The sequence below is a fragment of the Streptomyces sp. NBC_00876 genome, assembly GCF_045207435.1.
Taxonomy (GTDB): Bacteria; Actinomycetota; Actinomycetes; order Streptomycetales; family Streptomycetaceae; genus Streptomyces.
This window is the reverse complement of the sequence record NZ_CP108800.1, coordinates 1,085,770-1,099,089: the sequence shown is the minus strand read 5'-3', so window position 1 is coordinate 1,099,089 and position 13,320 is coordinate 1,085,770. Positions and strand designations below refer to the sequence as shown.

General features: G+C 65.4%; 10 protein-coding genes and 3 pseudogenes. 7 read left to right on the top strand and 6 right to left on the bottom strand.

Annotation, left to right across the window (positions count from 1 at the left end; all coding sequences use genetic code 11):
• Positions 1–23 precede the first annotated feature (23 nt).
• On the top strand, positions 24–677 hold the full coding sequence (locus OG782_RS04720) for a hypothetical protein (protein WP_406448124.1): 654 nt from the start codon (positions 24–26) through the stop codon (positions 675–677).
• On the opposite strand, the gene OG782_RS04715 is transcribed toward OG782_RS04720, so the two are convergent.
• The 4 genes and pseudogenes from OG782_RS04715 to OG782_RS04700 all read right to left on the bottom strand — a co-directional run bounded on the left by OG782_RS04715 (position 667) and on the right by OG782_RS04700 (position 6,436).
• Entirely contained in the window at positions 667–2,736 is a 2,070-nt protein-coding gene (locus tag OG782_RS04715; RefSeq protein ID WP_406448123.1) for a pentapeptide repeat-containing protein, read from the bottom strand. The two genes, OG782_RS04720 and OG782_RS04715, sit on opposite strands and share 11 nt — an antisense overlap.
• Before the next feature lie 818 nt (positions 2,737–3,554).
• Positions 3,555–4,284, bottom strand: a pseudogene (locus OG782_RS04710) (transposase).
• Between the two features lie 85 nt (positions 4,285–4,369).
• The gene (locus tag OG782_RS04705; protein WP_406448122.1) at positions 4,370–5,137 is read right to left on the bottom strand and encodes a hypothetical protein; all 768 of its coding nucleotides are present in this window, start codon (positions 5,135–5,137) and stop codon (positions 4,370–4,372) included.
• Between the two features lie 59 nt (positions 5,138–5,196).
• Positions 5,197–6,436, bottom strand: a pseudogene (locus OG782_RS04700) (IS110 family transposase).
• A gap of 556 nt (positions 6,437–6,992) precedes the next feature.
• Here OG782_RS04700 and OG782_RS04695 point away from each other — a divergent pair.
• The 5 genes from OG782_RS04695 to cutA all read left to right on the top strand — a co-directional run bounded on the left by OG782_RS04695 (position 6,993) and on the right by cutA (position 10,663).
• Positions 6,993–7,475 (top strand): hypothetical protein, encoded by a 483-nt coding sequence (locus OG782_RS04695; protein ID WP_351398936.1) that lies wholly within the window; start codon positions 6,993–6,995, stop codon positions 7,473–7,475.
• A 402-nt stretch (positions 7,476–7,877) separates the two neighbouring features.
• Positions 7,878–9,209, top strand: a complete 1,332-nt coding sequence (locus OG782_RS04690) for a hypothetical protein (protein ID WP_406448121.1) — start codon at positions 7,878–7,880, stop codon at positions 9,207–9,209.
• 265 nt (positions 9,210–9,474) lie between these two features.
• The gene (locus OG782_RS04685; RefSeq protein WP_406448120.1) at positions 9,475–9,606 is read left to right on the top strand and encodes a hypothetical protein; all 132 of its coding nucleotides are present in this window, start codon (positions 9,475–9,477) and stop codon (positions 9,604–9,606) included.
• Between the two features lie 86 nt (positions 9,607–9,692).
• Entirely contained in the window at positions 9,693–10,250 is a 558-nt protein-coding gene (locus OG782_RS04680) for a hypothetical protein (RefSeq protein WP_406448119.1), read from the top strand.
• Positions 10,251–10,342: 92 nt separating this feature from the next.
• Positions 10,343–10,663 (top strand): divalent-cation tolerance protein CutA, encoded by a 321-nt coding sequence (gene cutA, locus OG782_RS04675; protein WP_406448118.1) that lies wholly within the window; start codon positions 10,343–10,345, stop codon positions 10,661–10,663.
• Between the two features lie 198 nt (positions 10,664–10,861).
• On the opposite strand, the gene OG782_RS04670 is transcribed toward cutA, so the two are convergent.
• Together OG782_RS04670 and OG782_RS04665 are read right to left on the bottom strand one after the other, a co-directional pair.
• Entirely contained in the window at positions 10,862–11,839 is a 978-nt protein-coding gene (locus tag OG782_RS04670) for an XRE family transcriptional regulator (RefSeq protein ID WP_406458850.1), read from the bottom strand.
• 96 nt (positions 11,840–11,935) lie between these two features.
• Positions 11,936–12,124: pseudogene (locus OG782_RS04665) on the bottom strand (helix-turn-helix domain-containing protein); the annotation flags it as partial.
• Positions 12,125–12,225: 101 nt separating this feature from the next.
• Between OG782_RS04665 and OG782_RS04660 the strand changes: the two are divergent.
• Complete coding sequence (locus tag OG782_RS04660; protein ID WP_406448117.1) at positions 12,226–13,026, top strand: ATP-binding protein; 801 nt, start codon at positions 12,226–12,228, stop codon at positions 13,024–13,026.
• Positions 13,027–13,320 lie beyond the last annotated feature (294 nt).

The window sequence follows — 13,320 nt, the reverse complement described above, 5'->3', positions numbered from 1 at the left end:
CAGTCCGTCGAACTGGAGTCACCGTGTTCACCTTTGAGGGCAGGATTGGCGACATGGACAGCGAAATGATGGTCGCCGTGGTGGGCGGTGGCGGAGCCCTTCTGGGTGCGGTGATCGGAGGCGCAGCCGCAGTTGTGTCTGCGAGCATCCAGGGGAAGCGGACCGCGGAGGCGGCCCGCAGCGCCTACCAGGGGTCCCTCAACGCGACGCGGAGGACAGCACAACAGCAGGCGTACACGAACCTGCTGAGCGTCTTGAACGAGTACGAGGCGGCGACAGGCGGGATCCTCGCGATGGCGTGTGAACTGATCGAGGAGCTGACCGGCAGCCTCTCGGGTGACCCGCAGGTCCTGGACAACGAAACGAAGGAGCGGTACCGCGGCCAGATCCGCGAAGCGCGCGATCCGGTCAAGGCAATTGCCGCAGTGCGGTACGTGGGCCTCGAAGGTCCGGCGGGCGTCCACCGTGCAGCAAAAGAGGTGCAGGCCGCAGTGATCGCCCTTGCGAGGGTTCTTGGCGGGCTGGAAGAGACCATCGATCACGGGGAAGGGCACTGGACCGCAGCGATGCACGGCTACGAGCCGGTCCTGACCCACGCCAGACTTCGTTCAGCGATCGATACGTACGCCGACACTGCGAGCACTCATCTCAACGGCAGCAGTGAAGTCAGCGCTTGATGCGGCTACGCATGGCGAGGACGGCCAGGGCGAGCAGTACGGGTTCGGTGAAGCGGCTGACCATCTCTGTGTACGTGCCCCAGGTGGTGAGGTCCTGGCCGCTGGCACGGAACACTACGGAGTTCAGAACCACCTGCACGGCCTTGTCGGCTCGTTCCCCGGTGAACCGGTCACCGACAGGCAACGTCAGCCGAGGGTCCTCCTTGTCGACGGTCAGGGTCACCTGCCCGCCACCGACGGGCACCGTGCCCGTGGCTACCTCGTGGGGTGAGGAGTCGGGAAGGCCGAGCCCCATCATGAGGACGATCGTGGCGACCACTGCGGAGATCAGCCAGCCAAGGGCTCGAGAGGCGCGCAGGCCGTAGCCGGAGAGCAGCCAGTACCCCCACAGCAGGAACCGTTCGCCGGCCGGGGTGTCGGTTCGGTCGTGGCGGCGCATCTCCATCTCGCCGTAGTAGAAGTCGGCCGCCCCAGGCTCGTTCTTGCCGTCCTCGAATGCCTTGCGCAACTGCCGGTAGAGCGTGGCCACGTCCTCCGGGTCGGGGGTGAGGTCCAGGTTGGAGTGGTGTGGGCCGGTGCGCCAGGCGCGCGGAGAGGGCTGCCGGCCCGCTGGTGGGGCGGTTTGGCCGGCGGCCTGCGCCCTCCAGTGGTGCTCTTCGGCCAGAGTGCGTCGCCGGCTCCACCGGTACGGCCATATGAGGTAGCGGCGGTGGAGGCCGATGGGGGCGGCGGCGAAAGCGCAGCGTCCTTCCAGGCGGAGCTGGTCCAGATGGAACGCCCCGGCGAACAGGCAGTCGACGAGGAGGACGTCCGTGAGTACCAGATGCGCAGCATCCACCCCTCGCACGGAGGCCACCCGTATCGCACTCCGGGGGCCTTGCAGCAGGTCTTCCGATACCACGGTGCTGGTGCCGACCATGAAGGGTGTCGGATGGGCTGTGATCGCCACCGGATTGGTCAGCACGGCATGACTCAGGTCCACAGTCGCGTGGCGGAGGCGAAGGGTTGCCGTAGATTCCCAACGGGTCCTCTCGAAACGTACTGCACGGGCCGCGAGCTCCACTGTTACCGGCATCTCGAACACCGCACCGGACAGATCGATCTCCCACGCGCACACCACCGGTCCGAACCGGGTTGTCAGCGCAAAGTGTGCGGCTTCGAATGAGACGTTGCGAGAAAATTGTGTCTCGCCGAACCCGGCTTCGCCGGAGAATCTCGCCCCACTGAAGCCGGCCTCGCTGGAGAACTCCGACGCGCCGAAGTTCGATGGGCCGGAGAAGTGTGCGTTGGTAAAAATGGCGTCGCCGGAGAACCGTGTCATAGCGAACGCGGAGCCTGCGGTGAATTGGGCCCCGCGGAACCCGGCATGCGCATGGAAGTTCGCTGCGGTGAACGTGGCATCGTCTGAGAACTCTGCCCAGCCGAAGTCGGCGAAACCGGAGAACTGTGCCGCATAGTACGATGCGCCGTCGGAGAATTGCGCCTTCAGGAAGGTTGCTTGACCATCGAACTTGCTTCCGTTGAATCTGGCCGCACCGGAGAACCGTGTCCTGTTGAATGTGGCTAATCCGGAGAACTGTGTGGCGTCGAATGTTACGTAGTCATCGAACTCTGCTTCGTCGAATCGGGCTTGCCCGGAGAAGTGAGCCTGGGTGAACGCGGCCATTTCGTGAAAATTGGCCCCGTCGAACGAGGCGCCACCAAGGAATCGTGAGTGGGCAAATGATACGGCTTCGCGGAATTTCGTTCCGTCGAACTTGGCGGGTCCGGAGAACTCTGCATTGTCGAATAGGGCCTCCTCGAGCTCTGCGTCCCTGAAATCGGCTTTGCCGATTCTGATGCAATCGGTGGCGGGGTCGTGGAGGGCCTGGAGGAGCGGCTCGAGTACGAAGCCGGGGAGCGGGGTGCCCCGGTGGTCGATGTCGGAGCCGGGGGTGAGTCCCGCGAGATAGGCCCTGCGCCCCGGAGAGGTGGCGTGCGTAAGGCACGAGGTGTTCCCCGGAATGACAACGCCTGAGCAACTGGAGTTGGAGCACGTGCTCACTGGTGCAGGACTCATGACGGCGACTCCGGAGGTTTGACGGCGTGTAGCGGTAGCGGGCTTCCTGGCTGCCAAGCATCCGAGCGGCACTGCCTGGCGAAGGGGCTGCGGTTCCTCTGAGCGCCTGGCGTGGGCCTGCACACTGTGTCGCCCCCGCGGCACGTTGAGACCGCCTACGGTCCGGCGACGCGGCCGGGCGCCATGTCTCGCGCGTCTACGGCGTTCAGTTCGGGCATGTGGCCAGAGTAGAGATCACCGACGCGATGGCCGGAGGATTCGGCCAGGCCGGGCCGGCACTGAAGCAGCCTCGCGCGAAATGTCCGAAGTGCCGTCGGCCCACGGCGGTTGCGCTGACGACTGGATCGCTGAGGAAGGCCATCTGCGGCGCCATGGCAACGCTGACGCCCGCCACGCTTCTGACGGTTCACGAACCAGTCGGGTATCCGCTCGAAAGAGCCGTGCCACGTACGTGTCTCGGCTGGCCGCCTCAGCGGCTCCATCACTTCGTCCTCGTAGCCTGCAAGGACCAAGACCGGCGCCACTCTGCTGATGTGGGCATGGCATCCCGCAGGCGGTCGAGCGGCAAGTGCGTTTCGGCCCACGGAGAAGGGCCCTGTGCGGGCCCTTCTCCGTTTCCGCGACTTTGCGTTCGCATCCCGTTCGGGGTTGCACGCCTCCCGGTCTCCGTAGCGGGAGACGGGTGGGAGGAGAGTGGGAGATGTTCATGACGCGCAGATGTGCGGTGGTGTCCGAAAGTGCCAGATGGTGCTAAGACCTGTCCCGTAAATGATCTCTGACTGGTGTGAACGTGGTCGGTGATCGATCCGACCGCTCGTCTATCCGGCGAGGTTGAGGTTGTGCATCCGGGCGATTCCGAGCATGGCGTAGTGGACGCCGTCGCCTTTGAGGCGGCAGTCGCGGAGGATCTTCCAGGTTTTCATGCGGGCGAAGACGTGCTCGACGGGCGCGGACTCGTTTGTGGGACTTGTTGTGAACCTGTTTCCAGTCGGGCAGCTCTTCGCCTTTGTGTCGTCGGTGGGGCATCACGAGCCCGGTGCCCGGATAGCCGCCGTCGGCGATCGTCATGGTCTTGCCGACGGCGGCCTTCGCGCCGGACTCCTCCCACACCTTGCAGTCGTTGCGGTTTCCGGGCAACGATCGGTCGACCGCGACGACGAGTCGGGTGTCGGCATCGATGACGACCTGGTGGTTCGGGGAGTACCTGTAGTTCTTGGACTGCTCGGCGATGGTGTGATCGCGGGTGGGCACCAGGGTGCCGTCCACGATCAGCACCGCGTCCTTGGCGAACCGCTGGCGGGGCTGGAGGGCGAGCATCGGCCCGAGGTGGTCGATGATCCGGTCCGCGGCCGACTTGGACACCCCGAACAGCGGAGCGAGCTGCCGCAAGGTCAGGTTCGTGCGCCAGTAGGCCGCGACCAGCAGGGCCCGGTCCTCCAGCGGCAGGCTCCACGGCCGACCCCTGCGGACCGCGTCCGCACCCTTACGCCGCAGAAGTGTCACCAACTTCCCGAATGAACGAGGGCTCAGCCCGGTGAACGGGGCTATCCAGACACCTCACGGCGCTGAGCCGTCAAGTCGGGACACCGGGTACGAGCTCACTGTTCGATTTGGAGGGCCCTGCCGGTGGTCATCAGAGAGCGTCCTTGATGTGGCCTCGGGCGAAGTCCCATGGAGCGGGTGCGTGGGTGGCCGCGTATTCGTCTGCGATGCCGAAGACGCTTCCGCATCCTGGGCATTCCGCCTGGCCGAACAGGTGCGGTAGCCCCCAGGCGAGCCGTTGCTGGCCATCCCGTACGGCCGTCTCGTGCAACATCCTCCCGGTGCCGGTCAGCTCGTCCGGGGTGGCCGGCCGGAGCGGGACCTGGTGGACATCCCCCAGATTCCAGTCGCGGATCGAGGAGTAGCAGCCGTAGTCGCCGATTGCGATCGTCACCGGTGCGTCGCAGTGCGGACATGCGACAGTGACGAAGGAATCGGTGAAGTCGTCCAGGGCCTCGAACCACAAGGGCTGGCCGTCGAACGCGAGCATGGTCCGCAACCGGCTCAGGTAGATCTTCCCGGTCAGGCCAGGCCGCAGCCGGGCCGCGGCCAGGGCGCGAAGCTCGGCCAAGGTCGCCGCACGGCGGGCGACTTCTTCGTCGGCGCCGTGTGGTTGAAGGAGGCCACCTGCTATGGCTCCGGCCAGATCGAGCGCCCAGTGCCCGGCGCCCTCGGTTTTCGCGATGTCCGCCAGCTGAGGCAGTGCGGCGATGCTCGCCGGGGTGATCGTCCCCTGGTGGCACAAGCGCCCCCAAAGCCCGTCGATGGCCTCCTGGTCACGACCGACAGCTCGGTCCAGCAACACGGGTATCGCGTGGGCCGGGCCGTAGGCGTCGTGGAGTGTGGACCAGTCGATCATCCGGTGATTCAAGCATGCTGCGGAGCGACCTCCGGGAGGCGGTGAGTCGGCGGGATCACCTACGCCACCGCCAGTGCTGGGGCCTGCGGCGTCGGGAACGCGGTGCGTTCATCGAACAGATGACCGTTCTTGAGGCAGTGGTGGAGCTGGCCCAGCATCCGGTTGAACAGATTGCGCTGGCCAGCGGCGTGCCAGTCTCCGTGGTCGTCACGTCGCCGCCGGTAGTGGGCTTTGGCACCTGGCGAGGCAGTGATCGCTGAGAACGCCCAGAGGTAGCCGGCGTGGTTGAGCCGGTCGTTCTTCACCCATCGTCTGGTGATGCTGGACTTCTTGCCAGAGGCCCGGGTGACGGGTGAGGCGCCGGCGTAAGCCTTCAGGCCGCGGGCGTCCGCGAAGCGGGTGCGATCGTCTCCGATTTCGGCCAGCATCCGGGCAGCAAGCTGGATACCGAGGCCGGGGAAGCTGAGGATAATTTCGGAGTCCGGGTGCTGCGGGAACGCCTCCTCGACGGCCTGGGCGAGGTCGTCGGCAGCGATGCAGGCGGCCGTGAGCTGTCCGAGGAGGGCGAGCGTCTGCTTGCCGAGCGCGTCCTCGACAAGCTCGGGCTGACGGGCCCAGTCGGTGCGGAACGCCTCGCGCAGCCGCTCGACGTCCGACTCGATGCCGCGCTTGCGGCCCGCACGCTTGAGAGCCGCCGTAATCTGGGTGCGAGTCAGGCTCGCGGCCTTGGCCGGTGTCGGCGCGAGCTTCATCAGCTCTCGGGCCTCCGGCCGGCACAAGCCGTTGTCCCACTTGGCGAAGGCATCCAGAGCAGCGGGGTAGTACTCGCGCAGCAGCGAGCGGAGCTGGTTGGCGACCTGCTGCCGGTTCCAGACCGCGTCCTGCTGAGCGCGGGCCAGTACGGCGATGGCACGGGCCAGGTCGCTGTCGTTCGGCAGCGGCCGGTGGGCATGCATATCCGTGCGCAGGATGTTCGCCAGGACCAGGGCGTCGCCAGGGTCGGACTTCTTGCGGGACACCGCGTGCCGGTCGCGGTAGCGGGCGGCAGCCATCGGGTTGATCGCGAACACCTTCCGCTTGCCTGCCCGACAGCACCGCGACCAGCAGACCGCGGGAGGTCTCTATCGCGACCGGAATCGGGGTCTCCTCCGTGTCGCCGTACTCGGCCAGCAGGTCCATCAGGCTGCTGTAGCCGGCCGCGTCGTCGGTGATGTGTCGCTTTGCAAGTAGCTGACCGGTGTCGTCGACCAAGGCAACGTCGTGTGTCCTCTCCGCCCAGTCGATGCCGCAGTAGATCAACCTTTCCTCCCCAGGGATGCAATGTTTGCGCTGGTTGCGAGCGCATGCGGGCCACGCAGCGACCTAATTCCAGGACTCGACCATCCGGTCGGTCCGCCACCTCACTAGCCGTTCGTGGCACCAGCGCACCCCACGGGCCTCGGTCTTCTCGGGAGCTCTGACGGCTCTGGACTATCAGGAGGTCGCCGTGCGGCGGGCTCACGCCACCAACACCAACGAGTGATCAAGCGGACAGTGTTGACGGTGATGGCGACCTCGAAGACACCGAACGCCGCCGCTCTGGATAAAGGGATCGAGTGCCCAGACGGCTCCAGGCGTACGGTCGGTGCCCGCGAGGCTGCCACCACCTGCACTGTGGAAGACCGGGACGACAGAAGAGCATCGGTCCCCGGCGCTCGAACGGGCAGTGGCAACCCCCGGCTCCCACTGACCATTACCAAGGAATTAGGACGGCTCCGACGCCGTGATCACACCAGCCACTACGTGATCGTTTCATTCGATGAGAAGTAGCCACCGTCCCGTACCCTCTTGGCCTGAGTCGGTCCAGAATGTCGCCGTGGCAGACCAAGAGCACAACGAGGCATCGGTACGCACATTCCTATCGTGCGCCACCGAGGTGGCGCGACTGATGGATCTCGGGGATGCGGCCGACGTGCCGGAACCACTCCGCGCACGGCGCCTGGCCCACGCGTTGCGCAAGCCACTGCTCGAACGTGCCCACCTGCCCGAAGAGATCTTCGTCCCGTTGACGGCCGCAGCCGTCTACGATCCGGACCCCAGCTTCTGCCGCTGGTTCGTCGAACCAGCGGTCTACGTCTTCGGCCGCCGGCGGGTCATGACCGCACTGCTCGACTACCTTCGGACCGGTACGGCCGCTGAGCAGGCAGGCGCCGAGCGGGCCTGGTACTGCGCCCATGTGCCGCTCCGCGCTGACCGTTCCCCGGCCTATGCACCAGGTGGAAGCCGGGATCCTGCCCTGGATGAGTCCCGCGATGTGATGGACGAGTGGCGGGAAACCCTGCGGCGATCGGCAAGGTGACCGGGCCACCTCGAAGCCTGAGCCAGCCCGATTGCCGTGGGGCAACTACTCTCCCTGACCAATTACGGGACAGGTCTCAGCCACCGACTAGCTTGTGCAGAGCCTGGGCGCTGATGCCGAAGCCCGACAGGCCGGCAAGCAGGGAACCGGCGGTGTCTCCCGTGCTGTGCGCCGCTAGCACGCCGATGACTGCACCCACGCATGCGGCTGTGAGTAGAACGAGTGCGGCATGCACGCTCAGCAGGGGGCCGGAGTTCTCCGGGTTCGGGTGGGGGTTGCTACTTTCCATCGTGCTGCCTCTCTCGTCGGCGTGAGCTCTGAGTGACTAGGCTCTGAGAGGCATCTGATGCTGCGGTAGGTGCAGCACTGTTGCCAGACTGCTGGCAACACCAAGGGGGCGTTATGGGTGAATTACAGCCACTCAGCGGAGAAGTCACACCTGAAGCTTTGGCCTTGGCTAAGGCGCTCAGGGAACTACTATCTGCCCTTGACGTTTCTTCCCGTCGCTATTCCGTACGCCGACACTACAACCCGGGAACGGTTTCCCGTTACCTAAGCGGTCGCAGGCTACCCTCGTGGGATTTTGTCTTCAACTTGCTGCAGGATGCTGCAGAGAAGCGCGGCGGAATTGCTACTGCCGAGGCTGTTGCACTCCTACGCAAGTTGCATAATGACGCGTTCAAAGCCAGCGGAACTTCCATGCATAAAGTTCAACTGCTGGAGCATCAACTGGAAGAAGCGGACCGGGAAGCGCGGCAATCCGCCGCGCGGGAGCGATGGCTAGAGGAAACACTCCAGGATCGCGAACGGCAACTTCGGGACCTTCAGGTACAGGCGCGTGAAATCCAAATGGGAGACTTCACGTCATTTAGCCAAACCGCAGCAACGCCGAGTTCTGCTGCGGATCCCGTTGAACTACAGGAGGAACGCGACCGACTCGAGGAGGAGGTCCGGCAACTGAAGGGAGCGTTGCGAGAAGCCTGCAGTATGCACGAGCAGGCTGAAGCGCGATGTGAGTACTTGGAACGCCAGCTCGCCAAAGTCGAACAGAGCGGCCTGGGTACCCAATTTAGTTACGTGCCAGATACTCCAGAGCATTTCAGTAAGAGTCGCCGAACGTTGCAGTCACCTGTTTGGCGGGATCAGCAGGCTCTACTGTCAGAAGCAACAGTCAGGATTTACAGAGGCGGAACATTTACTGGCGCTGGGATCCCGTTTGACGCATTTCATGTGATCACCACAGCAAACATTGCCTACCAAGGCGCGGACGGTTGGCAAGTTTATCAAGGTGAAAAGCAGGCGGGAGGGGTGGTTATTGAGACTGTTCCAGCAAGGCCCGACAATCTTGATGAGCAGCCAAGACCCACCCCTTTCCCGAACTTGGCTGTACTTCGCCTAAGCCCATCGAGTGAGCTTAGTGCACCACATCACGGAATCGTCCTAGACGGTTTTGAGCCACTCCCTGGTGACGAGCTAGCTGTCCAAGGATGGGAATTCAACAAGGCGGCGAACCGAGTCGAAATTTACTCATGCGTCGTTCGCGTTCAAGGGAAGAGCGGCTCATGGATCCGAGTCGATGGGGATTGGCTTGTCCCCGGACTGTCTGGATCTCCCGCACTCCATAAGCAGACAGGGCGTCTCGCAGCAATCGTCGCAAGCAGGATAGACGGTCAAAAGGGTGGACGCTTTATCCCGGTTGCCGCCATTAATAACCTTAAGTCCCTCACGAATTAGGGTGCTCTCATTTCAGGGTGCACCCGGACAACTTCGGACCTTGGGCCTACCGTTGCCCGATTTTCAGAGAACCTGGGTGAAGTAATTGGCTGCTACTGAAGCCGACGAGCGGCAACCTGGGCGTGCCAGCGCAGCCGGGTCGAGCGTTCTCCGTCGAGCCAGCGTGCCAGTGACGGATGTTCGAGCGAAAGTCCGCCCATGAAGTGGGCGATGTCGACGAAGTAGGCATAGTCGCCTTCTTGGGTAGCCGTGCGCAGCAGGATGGATGCCCTCCCGGCAGGCCGAGCAGGGCCAGGTCCAGCTTCCCCCGCGGTGCGAGGGGCTGCGCATCTCCCGGCGCGCCGTAGAGCGGTACGTGAAGGACCAGATCACCCGCGTCGAAGGAACCCAGACGTGACCACTGCCAGGAGGCGGGAGTCGTGGGCCGGGTAAGAGCAGGACGGCCGCCCGTCACCCTCGTTGGGCGTTGGCGTTGTGCCGGGCATGGACTGGACGCAGCTGCTCAAGGAACTTGCCGTCGCGGTGGAGGTGCGCAACCACAGGGTGGCGAGCCTGCGTACCGCCGGTTCCACCGTGCCCGAGCTCGCGGCGCAGGCGCTTGCGGCCGGCGCCCCGGGTCCGCCCCTGCGCCGGATCCTGGCCGGGATGGAACCGCTGCTCGAACAGGAACGGCCGCATGTGTGCGGGCACAGTCCCGTCGTTCCGCCCGGCCGCCCTGCCCTGCCGCAGCAGGCCGCGGACGCGGCGCCCGTGATCCGTCAGCCCGTGTCGGCGAACGATGCCTCAGGCCGCCCCGTGCCGGTCCGGTACTCGCTGGAGGAGGCGTGGAAGAAGGGGATCCTGCCGTGGAAGACGTCGACGATGCGCAGTTACCTGAAACGCTCTCGAGAGCGCGGCATCCCGGTGCCCGAGGGCGAGCTGGACGGGCAGACTGTTCGATACACCGAGGACGAACTGACGATCTGGCGCGCGGCCTGGGAGAAGCAGGCCAGCCCCACCACCGGCCGACTGCCTGAGGGCCCGGACCCGGACCCGGTGTGACACTGACGGACAGTCACTGTCACACTCCTTCACAATGTGTAATCTTCAGACTGGGCGTCTGACTGAGCTGGCTGCTGGTTAGGCTCCCGGGCATGACTGAATACGTTCAGGTATCCACGGCCACCGAGACGCGGCAGCAGGCAATCGACCTCGCCGGCCCGGCAGTTCAAAAGCGACTCGCGGCAGGTGCCCAGATCGTCGGGCCAGTCACCAGCGTGTTCTGGCACCTGGGCGAGTACGGCACCGGCGAGGAGTGGCAGATCCTCCTCAAGACGACGTCGGACCAGTATCCCGAGCTGGAGGAGTACCTCCTGGAGCATCACCCGTGGGACAACCCGGAGGTCTGCGCCGTACCGATCACGATGGGCGCTGAGCGATGCCAGCAGTGGATTGCCGACACTGTGTCGTCCTAAGGGCTGTCCCGTAATCCCTGGCGGATCAGCGCGCGGCGTCAGATGCGGTGCATCGCAAGGCGGAGGGACGTCCGCATACTGGATGTATTCGGGCGTTCCGACAACGCGGCGAGAGTGGCGCCTCCCCTGCTCGAGCGCAGCCGAGAGCTTGGGGAAGTAGCTGTCGTCGTGCGCCCGCCAGGGATTACGGGACAGCCCTTAGTCGGCAGATTGCGCCAGGGCGTCACGGACGGTGGGGAGATCCGCGTGGGGACGGAGTCGGTCGAGTAGCGGGGCGATGCGTTGCCGGGGCCGGATGGAGGCGACGGTTGACGAGAGTTCGAGTGCCCGGGAGGTCGTTACGGCTGCCTGCTCGACCTCGCCGGCGGTGAGGTAGGCATCGGCGAGCCAGGAGAGGTAGAGCGCTTTGTCGCGCGCGTGGTCGTCGGAGTACCGGCTCAGGGCATCAGTGAGGACGGGTACGGCGCGGAGCGGGCGGCGTAGTTCGGTCCAGCAGCGGCCGGTCATGATGTCGAGCTCGGTCTCGTCGACCCAGGCCGACCAGTCCGGTTGGGGCTCGCCGTGCTGGGCTTCGGCGAGGGCTTGGCGTGCGGTGGCGAGGGCGCTCTCTGCGCCTGCGGGCTGGTTGTCGACGGCGCAGGCCCAGGCGAGCCGCTCGTAGAGCAGGGCGCGGACGGAGGACGGCGTCCTGGCGGTGATTGTGGCGCAGGAGTCGCGGGCGAACGCCACGGCGGCGCGCGGGTCGTTCGCGATGGTGCTGTAGGCGAGGAACGCCAGACTGTTGCCGTAGAGGTCGCTGTCCTGTGCCGCGCGTGCGGCATCGCGGCTCTCTGCGTAGAGGCTCTCGGCATCGCTCTTTCGGCCGCCGTCGAATGCTGCCCACCCGGCCTGCTGGGCTTGCTCGGCGAAAAGGGCGGTGAGTCGGCGGCGCGAGTCGCCGGCGAAGGAACTGCGGCGGAGGAGTCCCTTGGTGTACTGGGCTTCACCGAGATACACGCGGTACGTGTCGCCTCCGCCGAGGACGTCATCCAGGCGGCGTAGCCGGGCGGTGCGTTCGCGTTGCCGGTCGACGTAGGGGTCGTCGATGCGTTTCGGGGCTTCGGGCCGGTGAAGGGCCGGGAGGGCAGAGGCGAGGCCGGTGGTGGTTGCTGCCCGGAGTATTGTTCGGCGGTGCACGTGCGATCCGTTCTCTTTGCTGGATGTTCCATTCCCAGCAGGAGTAGCGGCCTCTTCCCACGGGCGAGTGGCGAGCCCGAGCACGCGTCCAGGGACGCGTAAAGCATCCGCGATCTGGACCACCTTTTCGAAGGTTGTGATCCGGCCTTGGCCCCGCGCGAGCGTTCCGACTCGGTCGGGTTTGATGTCGCACTCGGCGGCGATCTTCGAGTAACTGATTCCGGCCCGCTCTCGTGCGAGACGGAAGACCGTTCCGAAGTCATGATCCGTCAGCGCACGCCGCATGTCCTCCTCGGTGAGGAGGCTGGGCGGCAAGGCCGTGGGCGGCTGGTAGATCATGCGGCAACTCTCCCTGCTCGCCTGAGTCTGCGTGGTGGTTCCCCACGATGTGTACCCATCATGGGTATACCTGGCGCCTGGAGGCAGGACCTTCGAGGGAACAGCACTCTGTACGCCAAGGACCCGGGGGCGGTGCTGGCCGCCGGCCCGGGGCGTGGACGACTGGATGGGAGTCGCCGTGCTCGAGCGTACTCAACTCGCCTGCTGGGCGGGAAGATTCGGTAGCTGTGCCCGCGGCGAGCCGAGGTCAGACGACGTGTCTGGGGCAGGGCCGCATCTGGACACTGAACTGGAGGTCCACGAAGTCCTCCGAGGCACAGAAGGCCGCCGCGATACTTGAACCAAGTCACCTGGCTGTGAATGCCACCATGCCGGCCAGACACTCCCCAGAGGGCGGTATCACTGCCGACAGGCCTCGACGTGGGACGGCCACATTGCTTGAGACCGGGGCAGGCTGGAAGCCGGCGTACACCGAGAGCCTTCCGAGAACCCCTCAGGCGGCGGGAGCCGCTCGACGGCTGACGTCGACGGCTCTGCACTCATGGGGTCTCGCGCATCTGGAGAGCGCGGGCCTGCTCGTCACCGCCGAGCTGATGTCGAACGCTGTTATCCATGCACAGCGGGAGACGGTACGGGTGACCGTCACGCGCCTCAACCAGCGACGCGTCCGCATCGCCGTCGTAGACCTGTCGCGAGAACTTCCGCGGTTCTGCACAGCTGGCACGGATGCTGAATCAGGGCGCGGGCTGACGATCGTGGACGCGCTGAGCGGCGGCCGGTGGGGCGTTGACCCACTCCACTTTGGTAAACGCGTGTGGGCGGACGTCGAGGAGACGCACGGTGAATGAACGGCTCGGCCAGATCCTCTACGTCGTCGCACTCGCCGCGCTGCTAACCGCACTAGTTCTCGGCATCGGAGACGGGTAGCCGGGCTGCGCAACGTACCTGGATTCCTGGCCTTTGCTGGCGCTGCGAGGGCGCCGAGGTGCCAGTCCTATGGCTCGGCCCAGTGCAGAGTCTGGAATGGGGCGACGCCTCGTTCAACTGCTGTCTGCCGTGCGTCCGGCGTATCGAGGCTCTGATCAGCGCTCATAACCGCCGAGCCCCCGAGCCCTGGACCGACGATCTCCCGCCCGCAGGCG

What these genes read in the sequence shown, in the direction of transcription:
- OG782_RS04680 (WP_406448119.1), top strand. Translation starts at nt 9,693, where the DNA reads ATGGACTGGACGCAGCTGCTCAAGGAACTTGCCGTCGCGGTGGAGGTG.
- OG782_RS04685 (WP_406448120.1), top strand. Translation starts at nt 9,475, where the DNA reads ATGCCCTCCCGGCAGGCCGAGCAGGGCCAGGTCCAGCTTCCCCCGCGG.
- OG782_RS04690 (WP_406448121.1), top strand. Translation starts at nt 7,878, where the DNA reads ATGGGTGAATTACAGCCACTCAGCGGAGAAGTCACACCTGAAGCTTTG.
- OG782_RS04715 (WP_406448123.1), bottom strand. Translation starts at nt 2,736, where the DNA reads ATGAGTCCTGCACCAGTGAGCACGTGCTCCAACTCCAGTTGCTCAGGC.
- cutA (WP_406448118.1), top strand. Translation starts at nt 10,343, where the DNA reads ATGACTGAATACGTTCAGGTATCCACGGCCACCGAGACGCGGCAGCAG.
- OG782_RS04705 (WP_406448122.1), bottom strand. Translation starts at nt 5,137, where the DNA reads ATGATCGACTGGTCCACACTCCACGACGCCTACGGCCCGGCCCACGCG.
- OG782_RS04660 (WP_406448117.1), top strand. Translation starts at nt 12,226, where the DNA reads ATGTGTACCCATCATGGGTATACCTGGCGCCTGGAGGCAGGACCTTCG.